This is a genomic window from Polaribacter sp., assembly GCF_965660385.1.
In the GTDB taxonomy this organism is placed as follows: domain Bacteria; phylum Bacteroidota; class Bacteroidia; order Flavobacteriales; family Flavobacteriaceae; genus Polaribacter.
The window spans coordinates 1-18543 of the sequence record NZ_CBFHZT010000054.1 but is presented as its reverse complement, the minus strand read 5'-3'; the positions used below and the strand labels follow the sequence as shown (position 1 = coordinate 18543).

16 protein-coding genes are annotated in these 18543 nt (G+C 30.9%); 8 read left to right on the top strand and 8 right to left on the bottom strand.

The features are described 5' to 3' along the window. Positions 1–675 precede the first annotated feature (675 nt). Positions 676–2337, top strand: a complete 1662-nt coding sequence (locus tag ACTG3V_RS13090) for a hypothetical protein (RefSeq protein ID WP_439132615.1) — start codon at positions 676–678, stop codon at positions 2335–2337. Between the two features lie 4 nt (positions 2338–2341). Next, entirely contained in the window at positions 2342–3691 is a 1350-nt protein-coding gene (locus ACTG3V_RS13085) for a DUF5723 family protein (RefSeq protein WP_439132614.1), read from the top strand. A gap of 46 nt (positions 3692–3737) precedes the next feature. On the opposite strand, the gene ACTG3V_RS13080 is transcribed toward ACTG3V_RS13085, so the two are convergent. Further along, entirely contained in the window at positions 3738–4475 is a 738-nt protein-coding gene (locus tag ACTG3V_RS13080; protein ID WP_439132613.1) for a DUF4294 domain-containing protein, read from the bottom strand. A gap of 69 nt (positions 4476–4544) precedes the next feature. Further along, the gene (gene ligA, locus ACTG3V_RS13075) at positions 4545–6542 is read right to left on the bottom strand and encodes an NAD-dependent DNA ligase LigA (protein WP_439132612.1); all 1998 of its coding nucleotides are present in this window, start codon (positions 6540–6542) and stop codon (positions 4545–4547) included. A 68-nt stretch (positions 6543–6610) separates the two neighbouring features. Here ligA and ACTG3V_RS13070 point away from each other — a divergent pair, with 68 nt between their 5' ends. After that, entirely contained in the window at positions 6611–7273 is a 663-nt protein-coding gene (locus tag ACTG3V_RS13070) for a hypothetical protein (RefSeq protein ID WP_439132611.1), read from the top strand. A gap of 11 nt (positions 7274–7284) precedes the next feature. On the opposite strand, the gene ACTG3V_RS13065 is transcribed toward ACTG3V_RS13070, so the two are convergent. The 4 genes from ACTG3V_RS13065 to ACTG3V_RS13050 all read right to left on the bottom strand — a co-directional run bounded on the left by ACTG3V_RS13065 (position 7285) and on the right by ACTG3V_RS13050 (position 12281). Then, positions 7285–7842: a hypothetical protein gene (locus tag ACTG3V_RS13065; protein WP_439132610.1), complete on the bottom strand. Its 558-nt coding sequence runs from the start codon at positions 7840–7842 to the stop codon at positions 7285–7287. 353 nt (positions 7843–8195) lie between these two features. Next, positions 8196–8867 (bottom strand): hypothetical protein, encoded by a 672-nt coding sequence (locus ACTG3V_RS13060; protein ID WP_439132609.1) that lies wholly within the window; start codon positions 8865–8867, stop codon positions 8196–8198. A 354-nt stretch (positions 8868–9221) separates the two neighbouring features. Continuing rightward, positions 9222–11003: a ribonucleoside-diphosphate reductase subunit alpha gene (locus tag ACTG3V_RS13055; RefSeq protein WP_439132608.1), complete on the bottom strand. Its 1782-nt coding sequence runs from the start codon at positions 11001–11003 to the stop codon at positions 9222–9224. Positions 11004–11006: 3 nt separating this feature from the next. Beyond that, entirely contained in the window at positions 11007–12281 is a 1275-nt protein-coding gene (locus ACTG3V_RS13050; RefSeq protein ID WP_439132616.1) for a ribonucleotide-diphosphate reductase subunit beta, read from the bottom strand. Between the two features lie 478 nt (positions 12282–12759). Here ACTG3V_RS13050 and ACTG3V_RS13045 point away from each other — a divergent pair, with 478 nt between their 5' ends. Next, positions 12760–13779, top strand: a complete 1020-nt coding sequence (locus ACTG3V_RS13045; RefSeq protein ID WP_439132607.1) for a COX15/CtaA family protein — start codon at positions 12760–12762, stop codon at positions 13777–13779. 47 nt (positions 13780–13826) lie between these two features. On the opposite strand, the gene ACTG3V_RS13040 is transcribed toward ACTG3V_RS13045, so the two are convergent. Beyond that, positions 13827–14552 (bottom strand): tRNA1(Val) (adenine(37)-N6)-methyltransferase, encoded by a 726-nt coding sequence (locus ACTG3V_RS13040; protein ID WP_439132606.1) that lies wholly within the window; start codon positions 14550–14552, stop codon positions 13827–13829. A 113-nt stretch (positions 14553–14665) separates the two neighbouring features. On the opposite strand from ACTG3V_RS13040, the gene ACTG3V_RS13035 reads away from it, so the two are divergent. Beyond that, positions 14666–16249, top strand: a complete 1584-nt coding sequence (locus tag ACTG3V_RS13035) for a family 16 glycosylhydrolase (protein WP_439132605.1) — start codon at positions 14666–14668, stop codon at positions 16247–16249. 32 nt (positions 16250–16281) lie between these two features. Then, the gene (locus ACTG3V_RS13030; protein WP_439132604.1) at positions 16282–16719 is read left to right on the top strand and encodes a hypothetical protein; all 438 of its coding nucleotides are present in this window, start codon (positions 16282–16284) and stop codon (positions 16717–16719) included. 104 nt (positions 16720–16823) lie between these two features. Here the strand turns inward: ACTG3V_RS13030 and ACTG3V_RS13025 are convergent, their stop codons facing one another. Beyond that, positions 16824–17021: a hypothetical protein gene (locus ACTG3V_RS13025; RefSeq protein ID WP_299060244.1), complete on the bottom strand. Its 198-nt coding sequence runs from the start codon at positions 17019–17021 to the stop codon at positions 16824–16826. A gap of 223 nt (positions 17022–17244) precedes the next feature. Between ACTG3V_RS13025 and ACTG3V_RS13020 the strand changes: the two genes are divergently transcribed. Together ACTG3V_RS13020 and ACTG3V_RS13015 are read left to right on the top strand one after the other, a co-directional pair. Beyond that, entirely contained in the window at positions 17245–18000 is a 756-nt protein-coding gene (locus ACTG3V_RS13020) for a hypothetical protein (RefSeq protein ID WP_026775371.1), read from the top strand. Position 18001: 1 nt separating this feature from the next. After that, positions 18002–18439 carry a DUF5675 family protein gene (locus ACTG3V_RS13015; RefSeq protein ID WP_439132603.1) on the top strand — a complete coding sequence of 146 codons (438 nt, stop codon included), beginning with the start codon at positions 18002–18004 and terminating at the stop codon, positions 18437–18439. The last annotated feature ends 104 nt before the right edge of the window (positions 18440–18543 follow it).

Sequence of the window (18543 nt, the reverse complement as noted above, 5' to 3'; positions counted from 1 at the left end):
TGCTGAAATTTTAGAAAATTAGTAACCCATACTACATAACTATAAATGTATAGCATCTACACTACGCTCTGAAAAAGTTTCTTGTATGTATAATCAATCCTTTTATGGACCTTATAATCTTACCAATAACACATCTACTCAACCAATTTTTGAACTCTATAATTTGATCTACCCTAAAATACTAATCCAAAATCTTCTTTTAACTTGCTTTTAAATGTCTAAAAAAGCAATAACTCTTCTCAACAATGATCTGTTAGGGATTGAAACGGCATCCTTTTTTTTAATCAAACTAATGGTTCTTTGATTTCCAATACAACTTTAATAACCATAAACCTCCAATAAAAAACAATCACAAAAAAAAGATATAGTGTAAAGCCCGACCTTTTTTGTAAAATCAAACTAAATTTAAATCTCTTATTAAAACCAATTTATCTTAACTAATAAAACTATTCAAAATCTAAATCCAAAAAAAAAGGAAACAGCAAACAAAAAAATAACATCGGAATTATAGTTTTAATTTACTCTGCTTTCAATAAAAAATAAATATATTAATTGAATTCATTTAAAAACAACTATAATAAAACATTATTCTTAAATTTTGAACAAATATTTTAAGATATATTCATATATTGTGTTATTGAAAAACGACCAAATTAATCTAAAAACTTAATAAGTATGAAAAAAATAATTAAACTCTGCTTAGCTTTTTTACTATTATCGCTAAGTACTTCTTGTGATGTATCCTATTTGGATAAAGAAATTGAGGATGTCACCTGGAATGGTGATGTAAAAATCCCAGCTGGGTTTATCAACTATAATTTATCTGAAATTTTTGATGACTTAGGTAGTAGTGATCTTTCGCCAACCTCAACAGAGGAATTTAGTTTTAGCTACTCAGAAACCTTTTCTGGGCAAAACAACGACTCTTTTAATGTTACGATAGATGACACTTCTATTGAAAACTCCATTGAAAGTCCAATAACTGCTGATGATTTAACTCCTATTGGAGCATCTTTTCCGTATACAATAACAGACGAAATTGCTCCTGGCATACCTAACCCATTAATTGGTAGTTATGATAGGAACAATCAAAAAATTCATGATCTAGATTTAAGTCAAGAACTAACTGGAGTGGAGTTTAATGGAGGTTTAATGAGTATTTCATTTAAGTCTACAGTAGATGCTAGTATAACATTAACGGTTACGATACCTTCTTTTACTAAAAAAAGTGATGATGCTATTTATACAGAAACTATAAGCATAAACGGAAGAACTACTGAAACTGTATCAATTGATTTAAGTGATTACAATGCTGATTTGACGGATGATGGAACAGGCACAGGTAAAACGGTTAATAAAGTTGTTATTAATGTAGATGCAAATTTTACTTTTGCAGCTGGTAATGAGGTAGATGCTAATGATGCTATAACTTATGAAGCTTTACTTACTAATGCAACTTACGATGTTATCTATGGTGATTTTAAGCAAGAATCTTTTAATGTAAGCTCTAACACCATAGATTTAGGTGATTTTTTTGATAATTTTAATGAAGGTGATATTTCTTTTAACAATGTAGAAATGGCTATAAACGTAAGTAATGATTATGGTTTTCCTATTAGTATGGATTTGTCTTCTGTAAAAGCAGTAAATGCCAACGCTTCAATAAACCTAGATTATACTAGTACAAGCTCTTTACCAAATACCATTATAATTGATGGTGTCGCAAATTATGGCGATGATGAAAAAGTTACAAATACAATTTTAAATGATGCAAACTCAAATATCTCGAGCTTATTAGAATCTAAACCAACATCATTAGAATTTGATATTTCTGGAATGGCCAACCCTATCGATGACGGAAATCCGAACGACAATTTTTATGCATCCGTTAATAACGGGTTTAATGCAGAAGTTGCTATTACTTTTGATAAGGTAAGCTTAGATAAAGAAATTGAATTTGATGGTACTGAAGATTTAGAAAACTTTGAATACATAAAATTGTTGGTTAACGTAGAAAATAAAACTCCGTTAACAGGAGATGTTGTTTTAGAATTTAAAAATAGTAGCAACCAAATTGTACATACAGAATCAATCAACGCTTTTCAAGCAGCAAATGTAAATCAGGCTGGAGAATCTGATGGTGTAGCTGTTTTATCTGAATTTCAAATAGAATTAGATCAAAACGAAATCAATCAAATTATTGATGCAACCTTAGTTAATGTAAGGGTTACTCTTCAATTACCAACAGGTAGAGATTCTGTTATGATTAAGGGCAGTGACGAATTAAGTGTTGCTGTAGGTTTAGAAGCTAGAGCAAATGTAACATCAGACAATTAAAATTATGAAAAAATATATATACTCAATTAGCCTATTATTTTTTGTATTCATAAATAATACTAATGCGCAAGATTACTTATCGTTTTACAATTTAAGAGATTATGTTATGCAAACACAAGACATATCTCCTATATATTTACCAAAATATAAAGTCAATTTTGGAACACCATTAAATGTAGGTTTTAATCTTAACTCAGATATTAAAATTAGTGATATACTAGTAGAAAGTGGTAATAACCTAAAAATAGATTTTGAAAACCTAAATACTGTTGCTGCTGAAGCAAATGCTATAGCAACAGATGTTGTAGCCAATATTTTTATGTTAGGGTTTAAAACCAAAAAAGGTTCTATAACACTTTTTGCAAACACCAAAAATAATTTAGTTTGGGAATTCTCTAAAGAATTTACAAAAGTAGCAGCTAGTGGTTTTGGAGAAAGTTTTTCTTTAACCGCAGAGAAAATTGGCTTTACAGCATACAGCGAAATTGGAATTGGTATTACTAGAACCTTTTTAAATGATAAACTTGCTGTTGCTTTACGTTTAAAATCTTTAAACGGAATTGCACATTCTTCTTTAGAAGATAATGCTCAGTTTTCGTTAGATATTAACCCAGCAAACTTTTTGTGGACCGTAAATACTGCTAATGCAACAATAAACACCTCTGGAGTTTCGGATACTGAAAATATTTCTTTTTTTGGTGGAAATGGAGGTTTTGGAATGGATATAGGTTTAGCCTATGAGTTAAACAACAAACTTTCTTTTGAATTCTCTATGAATGATTTAGGCTCTATAACTTGGCAAGATAATGTAACCAATTATAATTTAGATGATGTAACCAATGGTGTTTATAGCGGTTTTGATTTTCAAAATTCTGGTAATGTTGGCAATGAAATCGAAGACGCTTTAAATGATGTTTTAGGGGCTACTGAAACCCAAGAAAGTTTTAAAACTAAAATTGGATCTAGAACTTTTTTCGCTGCAAAATATAAACTATCAGAAAAAAATATACTTCGTGCCACGTATTTTAGCAACGACAACCCTTATATAGATATTAAACCTAGTTTTGGTTTAGGGTATAACAGAGCATTGAACAAAGCAACCTATGGTATTGTTGCAAGCACAGGTGGTAATAATGGAGGCTTTAGACTTGGCGCAAACCTTGCGGTTCAACTAGGCTTTTTACAAATTTATACAGCTTTAGAAGATGTTTCTAATATTGGTGGTAAAGTGCAAGAAGCAAATACTGCAAATTTTAGATTTGGTATGAATTTTTTGTTTGGCTATAAAGGAAAGGCTAAAATTAAAGAGTTAGAAGATGATAAAAAAATAGATAAATTAGAAACTGATACTTAAAATTAGCAACTGACTTTTTAAACTTTTTTTGGAAAAAGAGGGATTATTAATTCCTCTTTTTCTTTTTTCGTTTTTTGCGCATCTTGGCAAACATTTCTTTATAAACTTCAACGTTAATTTCTGCTTTTCGCAAGGCTATTATTTCAGCAAAATCAAAATTGAGTTTTGCATCTTGTCGCTTTAACTCTTCATCTTGAAAAGCACGTTGCAGAATATCTTCAATTAAAAAATCTTCATTTTCAATTGCGGGTTGATATTCTTGTTTTAAAGATAGTTCAAATATGTTGGCTGTAGTATTATACCAAAAAGCTTTCCAGCCGCTTCTTAATTCTTTAATATTATCGAAAGCAGTTTTACCTGTTTGTCGATGAATTAATTTAATGAGAATACGACCTTCTGTTCTGGTCATTTTTTTTATTTGATCTGTAAACTCACCTTCTATATATCTTTGAATTAATCTTGTGTAGCGTTTACGTTTAGACTTTGATTGTATTCTTGATAACCTTGCTTTTAAAGTATCTAACCTTGTAGATGCCAATTTTGCATACGGATATGCTTTAAATACTTTTCTACGAAACCATAAATAATATTTTATATCTTCTCTAGATTTAAAATTAGGTTTTGGTAGTAAAGTAATCTCATTCAGCTTTATGGTAAGTGTATCTCCTGGTTTTACAAAAACATAATCTTCGTAATTGGCAGGTAGGGAATCTAATTCTTCTTTTTTTTGAGAAAACAAAGAAATTGAGATTAGCAATACATATATATAGAGTAGGTGCTTCAAATTTGAACCATTAAAAAAACTATTAATTATCTTGTAAAAGTAAATCAACAAAAAGAATACCAAAACTTCTTAACTAATTTTATCTATAAAATCTTGTTCTGAAATTATCGCAATTCCTAAATTTTCTGCTTTTGTTAATTTTGATGGCCCCATATTATCACCAGCAACAATAAAATTTGTTTTTTTAGAGATTGATGAACTTACTTTACCTCCATTATCTTCTATGGCTTTTTTAAGTTCGTTTCTACTCATTTGATGAAAAACACCTGAAACTACAAAAATTTGTCCTTTTAATTTATCGGTTTGATTTACCAAACTTTCTTGAGAAACTTCTAATTGCACTCCATAGGATTTTAGTCGATTTACCAATTGTATATTTCCTAAATCTGATGAAAAATCGATAATACTTTGTGCAATTCTATCGCCAATTTCATCCACAGCAATTAAAGTTTCAAAATTCGCTGCCATTAAATTATCAATAGATTTAAAGTGTTTAGCCAATTTTTTAGCAACAGTTTCCCCAACAAAACGAATTCCTAAAGCAAATAATACTTTTTCAAACGGAATTTCTTTGGATTTCTCTATGCCCTTAATCATATTTTGAGCAGATTTTTCTGCCATTCGTTCTAAAGGGATGATTTGCTCAACTTTTAAATCGTACAAATCTGCATAATTTTCAATCAATCCTTCTTTACGTAACAAATCTACAGTTTCTCCACCCAAACCTTCAATATCCATTGCTTTTCTGCTTATGAAATGTTGAATTCTTCCTGTAATTTGAGGCGCACAACCAAACTGATTTGGGCAATAATGTTTTGCATCACCAGCTGTTCTTACCAAAGCTGTATTGCATTCAGGGCAATGTGTGGCATATATTGTTGGCAAAGAATTCTCAGGACGTTTTGTAAAATCTACGGCAATAATTTTCGGGATAATCTCCCCTCCTTTTTCTACAAAAACGGTATCACCTTCTCTAATATCTAACTTTTCAATTTGATCTGCATTGTGCAAAGAAGCACGTTTTACAGTAGTACCTGCCAATTGCACAGGCTCTAAATTGGCTACAGGAGTAATTGCCCCAGTTCTACCCACTTGATACGTAATTTCTTTTAAAAGGGTAGCAACTTGCTCTGCCGCAAATTTATAAGCAATTGCCCATCTTGGTGCTTTAGAGGTATACCCCAATTCTTCTTGCTGTTGTAAATTATTTACTTTTATTACAACGCCATCTGTTTCGTAGGGTAAATCGTGTCTTTTAGCATCCCAATGATTTACAAATTCAAAAACTTCATCAATGGTTTTTGCTAAAGTGATGGTTTTTGGCACTTTAAAACCAACTTTCCTGGCATTCTCTAAACTCTCATAATGTGTTTTGTATTTTCTTTCAGAAGTAACTACTTGATACAACAAACAATCTAAAGGACGTTTTGCAACCTCTGCACTGTCTTGTAATTTTAAACTTCCGCTTGCTGTATTTCTTGGATTTCTGTAGGCTTCCTCATCATTTGCCAAACGTTCTATATTCATTTTTGCAAAGCCTTCTAAAGGCAAAATAATTTCTCCACGCATTTCAAAATCATTGATAAAATCACCTTTTAACAATAACGGAATTGAACGAATTGTTTTTACATTATTGGTAACCTCATCACCTTGAAAACCATCCCCTCTTGTTACTGCTTTTACAAACCTACCATTTTCGTAGGTTAAGTTGATAGACGCTCCATCAAACTTTAACTCGCAAGTATATTCGGTTTCTGTTGTACCTAAAATTTTTTGAATGCGTTTTTCCCAATCTAACAAATCATCTTTAGAATATGAATTATCTAAAGAATACATTCTATTTTTATGAACAACGGTTTCAAAATTTTTAGTGATTGTACCTCCTACTCGCTGTGTTGGTGAATTTGCATCAAAAAATTCTGGATTTTCTTGTTCTAGCTTTTCAAGTTCTTTGAGTTTTATATCGAATTCAAAATCTGAAATAGTTGCATGATCCAACACATAATAATTATAATTATGTTCATTTAATTCGTTGCGGAGTAACACTATTCTTTCCTGAATGCTCATATAGACAAATTTGTTTTTGAGTTTAAAAAATTGTATATTCTATGGAAAATCAAAAATGATTTAAAAAAATGAAATACACTATAAAAATACATAAAATTTCTACAGTTGATGATCTTGAAAATGCTTGGAATATTGATGACTACAAAGAACTTTTACGAAGATTTGACTTTAATAATGATGATGTAAACGATACTAAGGAGTTACGAGAATTACTTTTTATGGCAATTGCAGACAGAGACCCAAGTGAAGCTGCTCGAATTGTGTTAGATTATAAATTGAGTAACGAAATGAACGAGCATCAAATAGATTCGGTTTCATATGAAATGCTGGTGGATAAAATTTCTGAAGAGTATCCAAGAATTGGTTTGCACAAAACTCTTTTTATCATTAATCAACTTTTATACAAAGCTTTTAATGGTAAATTTCCTAATACAAAAGCCACGATTATTGATTTTGACATTACACCTAAAGCAAACGCAGACCAAAACATTACAAAAGAAATTGCACTGAAATGTTTTGCCCAAAATTTAGACAGCCATAACGTTATAATACGATTGTTTGAAAAACAGCTGAATGGAGAAGAAGAATTTAATGAAGCCAATGATATTATTTGGGAAATTCAACAAATTGAAAACTCATATAGGTTAATTACTTCTGAATATTTTATGAGTAGCCAAGAATTTTTACATGAAGAATTTGAGGCCAAAATTGCTTTTTTTGAGGAGGATTAAAGTTAATTTATCTATTTACTTTTTGTACCACGTAAAACATTAACTCCTTTAGGTAAAGGATTACCAGAAGAACGCCTAAAAGAAACTATTTGACCTACATGCCAAATGGCATCTGCAATTGGACCATTAATTGCGTTCCAAAATGGAAGTTCAGTTGAACCAAAAACCAATTTGTACTGAGAAACATCTTTGCTTGTTTTTAATATTGTACTTGCTTGTTGAAAGTTTTCTAAAGTTTTTTTGCGTTTTTCAGCAAAGGTCATTTCCAATGGCTGTGTTCCGTTTTCTTTTTGCAAAGTGGCATTTACGAGAACCTGAGATAGTCCTAAAATATGATTTATAGTTTGTAATGTTGTTCTAGCTTCATTATTTGGTCGAAATGCCAAGTCTTTTTCGCCTAAACCTTCAGTAGCCCAATAATATCGAAACCCTAAACCATCAACCATTCTACTCGCTGTTGTTCCTGCAGTAAACTCTTTTGGTGGATCAGGAATTTGATAATAAGGTAAAGTATCTTGTGCATTCATTGTAAAAATAGAGGCTATTATTGCAAAAAGAGTAATTTTCATATCTAAAATTTTGTCTAAAAATACTAAATTAATACAAGCTTGTATGCGCCTTAAAATCATTTCTTATTTTTTACCTCCTGCAATGTATACTGACATCAAAATATTTCAAAATCTCACATATAATATTTCTCAGTAAGGCATATCTTCAGAATTGTTTTTATCAGAATAATATTGGTGTTTTTAAATTTGTTAAAAAAGAGGTTGTCTGAAAAGTGCTAAATTTTGTCATTTTGAGCGAAATGCAATGGAGTCGAAAAATCTATTCGATTAAAATTCAATAATTTAGATTTCTCCATAAAGTCGAAATGACAGGTTTAAAACACTTTTCAGACAGCCTCTTTATTTAAATTTAGCTAAGCAACGTTCCAAAATTGTTTAACTTCATCACAAATCATATAAATTTTTGAAAGAATCTTTTTGGTCCTTTTTGATGCTGATACAATTCTCTCACCGAAAACATCAATTGCAAAACAGATATCAGTCAATGGCTTTGCATTATATTTCGAAGCTATCTCTGAAATGTGCTTATGTAAAACAGTTGCCACCATTTTTGATTCGTTTAAATCAAAAATATTTCCTTTAGACAAATGAATTTTAACTCCTCCCATATATTTTTCTCCTTTATAATTAATTATAAAAACAATATCTGGTGAAACTAAAACCTCAACATCATTTATAAATGTAGATTTTATATTTCTCTTTTTAACCAAAGTTAAATCGTGATTCTTAAGAATTTCAGGAATTTCTACATTTAAGAATTTCCTCATTGCTTCTAATGATGAAAATTTGTTATTTATTTGTTGAGGCTTACTCACAATTTTATTTTTAAGCTTTTCAAGTCCTTGGATTATCGGTTCACTGTTCCCGTTTTCTGATAAAGATTTTTTAATACAAGCTCTTGGTGTCTGATACCATCCAACCCTTAAAATAGGTGGATTTTTGGAGTCTTTCACTATCCTTCTTTTTTTTGCGTCTGTTCCTCTAGAAAAATCTACTAGAGGATTGATTGAAATTTTATATTTCATTATATTCTATCTTTTTTGAGTTATTAACTTTCTATTTTTTTGTTAATAACTCCGTTAACAAGTCTAAAACTAGGTAATAAGCCTAATTTTGACTTGTGATAAGATTTAGAAAAATAACTTGGCGAAAAGAATCCTATTTTGTAGTTTTGGAAAACAAAAGGGAGATTGAGTAGTCTCAAAATTCTTTCAACAACTTTAATTTTAGCCCGGTCAGGAAAAAATTAAAAAATTACCAAGAAGCGATATGTCCAGTATCGCTTTTTTTATGCCTTTTAGTTTTATATCTCGAATAAAATATTTTAATTAATTTATATAAAAGAGAGGTATTTCTACCCCTCTTACTTACTTTATTGCCTACCCTTCACAAGAAGCACATTCTTTCTTTTGTTTGAATTTCTGTGCAGCATTCATACTGTGTTGATAATACATTGATTTTACACCCAATTGCCAAGCATTTACATATACTTTGTTTACGTCTTTAATTGGCATATCTGGATGCACCATAATATTAATAGATTGTCCTTGATCTATATGATTTTGACGGTTTGCAGCTTGATATACAATTACATTTTGGTCAATTTCTGAATAGGTTTTAAACACATCTTTTTCGTGTTCTGTTAAGAAATCTAAGTGTTGTACAGAACCATCATTATCACGAATGCTTCTCCAAACATCTGGGGTACTTCTACCTTTTTCTTCTAAAACCGCTTCTAAAATTGGGTTCTTAATCGTGGTTTTAATTTTTGCAATGTCTTTTACATATACGTTAGACCAGATTGGCTCTATCCCTTGAGAAACTTGTCCTAATATAAATGCAGATGATGTGGTTGGTGCGATAGCGTTTAAGGTTGTATTACGTCTTCCATATCCTTTTAAGATAGCTGGCTCACCATATTCTTTGGCCATAGCTTCTGAAGCTGCATACGATTTTTCTTTAATCAATTTAAAAATTTCGCTGTTTAAAGAATATGCTTCTGCACTATCAAAAGGCAACATTTTAGATTGTAATAAAGAATGCCATCCTAAAGCTCCTAAACCTAAAGCTCTATTGTCTCTTGCAAAATTATAGGCTTTTTCCATAAAACGGAATGTAAACTGATCGTCTCTATTTTCAGATTCTTTATAAACTTCTAATTTTGTGATGAATTCTTCCATCACTGCATCTAAGAAATACGTTAAAGTTTCAACTGCGTCAGTATCTTTCCATTTATCATAGTGTAACAAATTGATTGATGACAAACAACATACAAAAGACCAATCTTCATTAGAAGGCAACATGATTTCTGTACACAAGTTACTTGCGTAAATTTCTAAATTTTTATCCTTATAAACATCAACTGTACCATTATTGGCATTGTCTCTAAACAAAATATATGGATACCCAATTTCTCCTCTACATTGTAAAACTTTTGCCCAAATACTTCTTTTTTCAACATCACCATCAATCATTTCTTGCATCCATTGGTTCCCAACAGTAACACCATGGGTAAGTTCTTGAATTGGATTACCTTCTGTACCAATTTCTAAAAACTCTTTAATATCTGGATGATCTATTGGTAAATATGGCGAAAAACGACCTCTTCTTACAGAACCTTGACTCACTACATCTACCATTTTTTCGAACAATTGCATAATATGCACAGAACCAGAAGATGAACCATTATTTTTTACTTCTGCACCTCTTGGACGTAATTTACCAAAGTAACCAGATGTACCACCACCTAATTTAGACATCATACCCACTTCTGATTGAGAGAACAAAATATCTCCCATATCATCTGCTACATGAGAACCAAAACAGCTAATTGGTAATCCTCTTCTTTTGCCAAAGTTAGACCAAACTGGAGAGGCTAAAGAATAAAATCCTTCTGCCATATAGTTTTCGAACTTATTTGCAAATCCTGGTTTTTTTAAAATCCTCTCAGCATTTTCTGCAATTTCTCTAATTCTACCTTCAGGGGTTGCCCCTTTGGTTAAGTATCCTGACTCTAAAAATTTACGACTATTTTCTGTTAGCCATTTAATTTCTGGAGTACCCAAATTTTCTACAATATCTCTTCGAGAAGAGTTTCTTGCTTCAATTAACTTTTCGTGGTCTGTTTTTGGTTGAGTCTTGTTTGTGGTCTTTAAGTTCATGGTTTAAAATAAATCGTCGCTAGTTATACTTTTTGTTCTTTTACTGTAGTTAATTGATCTTTTTACGAAGAAATCTCCGTGTTTGGTTCCAATAATTTCGTCATCAAACCATTCTGTTTCAGAAAGTAGAGCTTCATCAATATCAAATATTTTTGGTACCCCAATACTTTCTAAAGATTTGTTAAATCTGTTTTTTATAAATTCATTGATTACATTTTTAGGTAAAAAGTCTAATTCACCTTCTTCAAAAATCCAATCGATAATTTTACTTTCTGCATAAAATGCTTCATTACACATTTCTTGAATCATTAATGTATAATCTTCATCAAACCATTCTGGGTTTTCGTCTTTTATAATTTTAATGATATCGATACCAAAATCTCCATGAATCTGCTCTTCTTTAGAGGTAGCTTCAACCACATTAGAAATTCCTTTTAAAGCATTTCTATGCTTATTAAATGCCATGATGATTAAGAACTGAGAAAATAAGGAAACGTGTTCTATAAATAATGAGAACAGCAATACAGATTCTGAAAACTGCTTATCATCTTCACTTTTAGAATTTTGTAGTGCCAATTCTAAATAATTTACACGACGCATCATTACAGGGTTCTTTTTTAAGTTTTGAAACTCATTATTTAACCCTAAAATCTCTAATAAATGTGAATATGCATCATGATGACGCACTTCACTTTCTGCAAATGTAGAGCCTACAGAACCAATTTCTGGCTTAGGCATTTTCTTATAAATATCTCCCCAAAAAGATTTTACTGCTACCTCTATTTGTGAAATAGCCAACATGGTATTTTTAATTGCATGTCTTTCTGTATCTGTAAGGTTGGTTTTAAAATCTTGAATATCGCTTGTAAAATTAAACTCTGTATGAATCCAATACGAATGCCTAATCGCATCTACATATTCATACAAAGCAGGGTATTCATATGGTTTTAGATTTACTCTTTTTTCAAAGATGTTTGTTTTTCTATTTCTGGCTTGTTCATCTCTATATAAAATGTAAGCTTTTGCTACATCACGAAAAGGACTATCCATTAATTTAACTTCAACAATATCTTGTACCTGCTCAACTGTTGGCATGTATAGAGGCTCATTTAACTTCCTCTCTAATAACGCTCCGTTAACAATATTAGAAATAGCAATGGCATCTTTTCTAGTACCATTGCTTACGGTAATCATCGCTTTTTCTATCGCATTCGTAATCTTTTCTAGCTCAAAAGGGGCTGTTTGATAATCTCTCTTTATGATGTGCGTTATTTCCACTTGAATTGATATTAAGTTAATGTTAATTTTACTACCTAACAAAGATTGTAATTTTTGTTTTTAAAAGAAAGCCATACTTATTCACAAATCCCTTGAAGTTTTTAACAATGATGCGAAATTCGAAATTTTAAGCGTCAAAATTTATATTTTCAATAATCTGATTTTCAGTTTTTTAAAAACCGATAATCGCTGTATCCTTTATTTACATTGACATTCTTAAAACGAAGTTTTGCATGACTAAAAATGATAAAAAACATACTTTTTTAGTGCATTTAATATTTTGGAATAGCGCTAAAAAGAACTTGTAAGTACTTAAGAAAAAAAATAAGAAATCTCTTTGTTTTCTACAAAAACTAATCCATTCATAGCTAAATTTTAAGAACATAATTATTTAGATTTTTTTTACATAGCAACAAGTACACTAATTTATTTTACCCCTCTTTTTTTTGATGTATTTTTGTATAAATTTTTACTTCTGATGAAAAAACGGTTTCCTAAAATTGTTCAGCTTGCAATTATTTCTTTATACCTTATTTTTTTAGCGGGCGCCATTGTTAGAATGACAGGCTCTGGCATGGGATGCCCAGATTGGCCTAAATGTTTTGGCTATTATATTCCGCCAACATCTGAAAGTCAAATTACTTGGAAACCAAATGCAGCATTTAAAAAAGGATTTATCATTATTAAAGACGAAGCCTTATTTGTTGCCGAAAAAGATTTGATAACCTCAAGTACATTTAATTCGGATAATTGGGTTGCATACACCAAACATGATTATAATGTTTTTAATGTTTTTCATACTTGGACAGAATATATCAACAGGCTAGTTTCTGTACTTGCTGGATTTGTGTTTTTATTCCTTATTTATGGATCCACCAAATATTGGAAAGAGCAAAAAGCAGTTACCCTACTTTCTTTTGGCGCATTTTTACTAATGTTGTTTGAAGCCTGGCTTGGAAAAACAGTAGTTGACACCAATTTAACCCCAACAATTATTACCATTCATATGGTAGTTGGCTTAATTATTATTGCCATTTTATTACGCATAAAGTTCATCATTTCTGATAAAAAGACCTTTAAATACAACTCATTATTCAATAAACTATTAATAGCTTCTGTAATTTTTTCATTAATTCAAATTGCAATGGGTACGCAAGTAAGACAATTTATTGATGAACAAGTAAAGCTATTTGGTTTCGAAAACAAAAATTATAGTTTAATGAACCCAAGTTTTAAATTCTACTTCCACAGATCATTCACAATAGCTATTGTATTGGTAAACCTTGGCATGTTTTACATTAATCAAATAAAAAGCTTAGGATACAACTTAGTAAATTGGATTGTGTTTCTCATCTTTTTAGAAACCATCACAGGAATTTTAATGTTTTATGCTGATTTTCCTATGGGTACTCAAGCCATACATTTACTATCGGGTGCTATTTTATTTGGATTACAATTTTATCTTTGGATGCAAAGTAGAAAAACAGTGAGTCGTTAGTTTTTGATTTATGGTTGATGGTTGATGGTTGATGGTTGAAAACTAACTTATTGCATTTTTAAATAAAAATCTTTGGTTAAATTAATGTATGCTTTGGTGTATTGATGGCGTTCTTTTTCAATAATTAAATGCTCTTTTACAATCTCTTTTTGATGGAAAGAAAACTCTAATAAACTGCGTTTTATTGGTGAATTGGAATTTCCTTGAACATGACAAACTCTATTTAAAAACAAATTATGCTCTTTAGCTACATTGATGAATTCAGTTTCTTCTTTTAAGGGAAGAATTACTGCGAATTTTCCTTCTGAGGATAAAATTTTTGCGACCCCTAAAATCAATTCATTAAATGACAATGAACTTGTAAAACGAGCTTTATTTCTAGATGCATTGGCTGTTTTAACATCATCTGTATAAAATGGTGGATTGGAAACTATCAAATTATAAGTATCTTCTTCCTCTGCAATTTCATCAGCAAAATCTTGAAAAGTACTATGATAACAATACAATCGATCTCCCCAATCTGAATTTTCAAAATTCTCTACAGTTTGCTCATAAGCATTTTCATCAACCTCTACAGCATCAATTGTCATTGCTTCTGTACGTTGTGCAAGCATTAAAGCAATCACTCCTGTGCCAGAACCTATGTCTAAAACAGCATCTGTAACTTCATCAACATTACACCAAGCACCTAAAAGCACACCATCTGTGCCTACTTTCATTGCAGTTTTATCTTGATGTATGGTAAACTCTTTGAATTGAAACGGTTTATTCATTTTTCAAAAATACAACGAAAAAACAGGCTTTTTTAACATACTGTATGGTTTTTGTATTGGTTGTATACTTCTAACAAGCAAAGTATACCCCTATTTTTACAAAAAACATTTTCATGAAACAATTTTACACAATAGCTTTCTCTTTCTTAATAACATTCGCTTCTTTTACGCAACAAATGCCTATTAATTTTGAAAACAGCAATCATGTATTTTCAGGATTTAGTGGCGCAAGTTTTTCGCGTATTAATGATCCTGAAAATAACAACAACAAAGTTGGGCAATTCAATAATAATGGTACTGTTGCAGATCAAGGTTTTTATATCGATTTAAATAGAGATATTGACATTACAAATCAAAAAGAAATTACCCTTTCTTTTTATGCATTTGATCCAAATGAACATACTGTTTTAGTAAAATTAGAAAATGGAACCAACCCAGATGTAGAAGTACTACAAACTATTGCGAGCGGAAATGCTACGAACTGGCAAAGTCTTACCTTCGATTTTTCGAACGCAAAGCAAACCAGTTCAGGAAACACCATTAACGCAACTGGTAATTATCGAAAATTAGTGATTTTTATAGATTTAGGTGCTACAATTGCAGGCACCTATTTATTGGATTCAATTTCTGACGGATCAACACCTACAGATCCAAATGCACTCGATGTTATTTATGATAATTTAGTCTGGTCTGATGAATTTGATAAAAATGAGTTAGATACTGATAAATGGCATCATCAAACCATAGGAATTGTAAATGGTGGTTGGGCAAATGGCGAAATACAACACTATACAGATCGTAATGAAAATTCATTTGTTGCAGATGATAATTTAAACATCATTGCTAAAAGAGAAACCATTACACAAAACGGTGTTTCTAGAGATTTTACTTCTGCCAGATTAAACTCGAAATTTGCCTTTACCTATGGCAGAATTGATGTTAGAGCAAAAATTCCTGAAGGAGAAGGAACTTTCCCTGCAATTTGGACATTAGGAAAAAACATTAGTGAAGTTGGCACATATTGGCAAACCCAAGGTTTTGGCACAACTCCTTGGCCAGATTGTGGCGAAATAGATATTATGGAACATGGTTTACATGCCACAAATACAGTTTCTAGTGCACTACATACACGTTCAAGTTTTGGAGGTACCGTAAATACAAAAACAAAAATGTTAACAGATGTTGCCAATACTTATCATGTATTTTCAATGAATTGGTCGCCAAATCAAATTACCTTTTTAGTTGATGGTGAAGTGCATTATACCTATAAAAAACCAGCAAATTTTACAGATGTTAATTCTGATGGCAGTAATGATGGATGGCCTTTTGATGAACCACAATTTTTACTCATAAATTTTGCAATGGGAGGTATTGCTGGAGCAGTAAGTCCTAGTTTTACAGAAAGTAGCTTTTTGATAGATTATGTTAGAATATATCAAGAATCTACAGCTAGTGTAAAAGACAATTTTAATAGTAAATTTACTGTATTCCCAAATCCATCATCGAAGGTTATACGCATTAAAACCAACCAACATGTACATACTATTGAAATATATTCAGCACTTGGCAAACGAGTTATTACTCAAAAAACACCTACTTTAAGTATTGATATTTCTACCTTAAAATCTGGATTGTATTTTATGAAAATTTTTACTGATAACAAAGCAGCCACCAAGAAGGTGATGGTAAAACGATAAGATTTTGTAAATTTGTAATAAATTTTACAATTATGAAAAAAATTTTACTCAGTTTATTTTTATTAACAGTTTTCAGTTGTGCATCTCCTGTAGAAGATGACGAAACTGAACTAGGTATAATTTCTCCTGACAATGTTGTAAGAATTGAAATCAGTACATCAGAACCTAATGATGAAATCTTTCTGAATTATTATCAATATGAAACTGACGATTACAGTTTATTATCATATGCTTTTAATTATAACTCGCAAGGTGTGGCAGAACCAATTACAATTACTTTAAATAATTATAATTTCAGATTTATCCAAGGAGAAACCTATAGAAAACGATCTGAAAATCTAACTCCTTTACTGTTAAAAATATATTTGAATGACGAAGTCATCGTAGAAAAAACCTCCATCGTAAGCGACACAAATGCTAACGGATTAATTAGGTTTAACTATGACATTAAAAAGCAAGAAAGCATTTAATTTTAGCAGAGAGGAAGGAACTAACACAATTCTCATAAACCCTCTGTTTATCTATGTTTCCAAATATATGAATTTTTACTGACACCTAATTAGTCCCTTAAAATTTAATCTCTAATATACTTATTTACTATATCTAATTGAATTCCAGAGTATTCAGAAAATTCATCTATAGTTATAAATTGATGAGGTTCTTTATCCAAAAAACTTTTTATATCATTTAAAAGCTTTCGCCCATAACGTTCACTGCGCCCTGTAATGCGCTGAATGTCCTTTGGGTATATGCAAGCTCTTTTTTGATTCATAATACACTATCTATGCTTTATCCATACTTAAGCCAGATTCTATAATTATATGATGATGTTAATAATGCGTTGTTAAAATGTTGACAACACGTTAGTGTTATCAATATTTTAATGACGTTTATGGTGTTATCGGAAAGAACACCCAAAAACGGAATTTGATTTTTTATTGACTGCCATAAAGTTACGTGATTTGAAATATTAATCATAAAAAAAAGTAAAAATTATGGCAAAACAAACAGGTATTATCAAATTAAAAGGAACTATCGGAGGTATTTCTTTTTACAAAACAAGTGATGGACATTTAGCTCGTGAAAAAGGTGGTGTGGACAAAAACAGAATTCAAAATGATCCTGCATTTCAAAGAACGCGTGAAAATGGTTCTGAATTTGGAAGAGCTGGTAAAGGAGGAAAAGTATTGCGAAATGCAATTCGTGTGCTTTTGCAAAATGCAAAAGATAAAAGAGTAGTTTCTCGTTTGACAAAAATTTTAGTGGCAGTTACTAAAACTGATATTGTTAATGAAAGAGGTCAGAGAACTTTACAGGAAGGAAATTTAAACCTTTTAGAAGCGTTTGAATTCAATTTAAACGGAAAATTAGGCGCAACTTTATTCGCACCATTTATAAAAGCATTTGATAGAGTTTCTGGAGATGCAACTTTAAATTTAGCTGCTTTTTCTCCGACTGTTAGAATTGCAGCTCCTGCAGGTACAACACATTTTAAAATTGTAATGGGTGCTTCAGAATTAGATTTTGTAAATGAAACTTCAACTTTTGAAAATGACGAAACTGCAATTTTGCCATACACTGTTGCAAATACAGCTGCAATTGCTTTGACAGCTTCAATCACTGCAAATTCTACCTTTCCTGTAGTACAGGTGTTAGGAGTTGAATTTTACCAAGAAGTAAATGGACAGATGTATTCATTGAAAAATGGTACTTATAACGCATTGTCTGTTACCATTATTGATAAACCTTAAAATGGAGTTAATTCTTCATAGAAGCTATTTTGAAGAGGGTACCAATGGTACTCTCTTTCATTCAAGTAAATTTCTTTGCCATACCATTGAATTACCCTGGATAAATAATGCGCGAAGTATCTCCTGCATACCAGAAGGAAAATATGAAGTTATTCCTCGCTTTTCTAAAAAGTTTAAAAATCATTTGATATTGAAAAATGTAGCTAATAGAAGCTTTATTTTATTTCACCCTGCAAATGATGCAAAAAGAGATTTAGAAGGTTGTATTGCTCCTGTAACTTACTTAAGTGGTATTGGAAAAGGGGTTTATTCAAGGGATGCAATGCAAAAATTACTGTCTTTGGTTTATCAAGCTAAAGAACGAAAGGAAAAAATAATATTAATCGTTAAATCACAGAATTATGAAAATTATAGAACGTTATCAAAAACCAACACCTAAATTTTTTAGAGTGTTACGAAATATAGGTATTGCATTAGCTACTGCAGGAGGTGCTATTATTGCAGCTCCAATAAGTATCCCTGCAACAATAGTTACCATTGCAA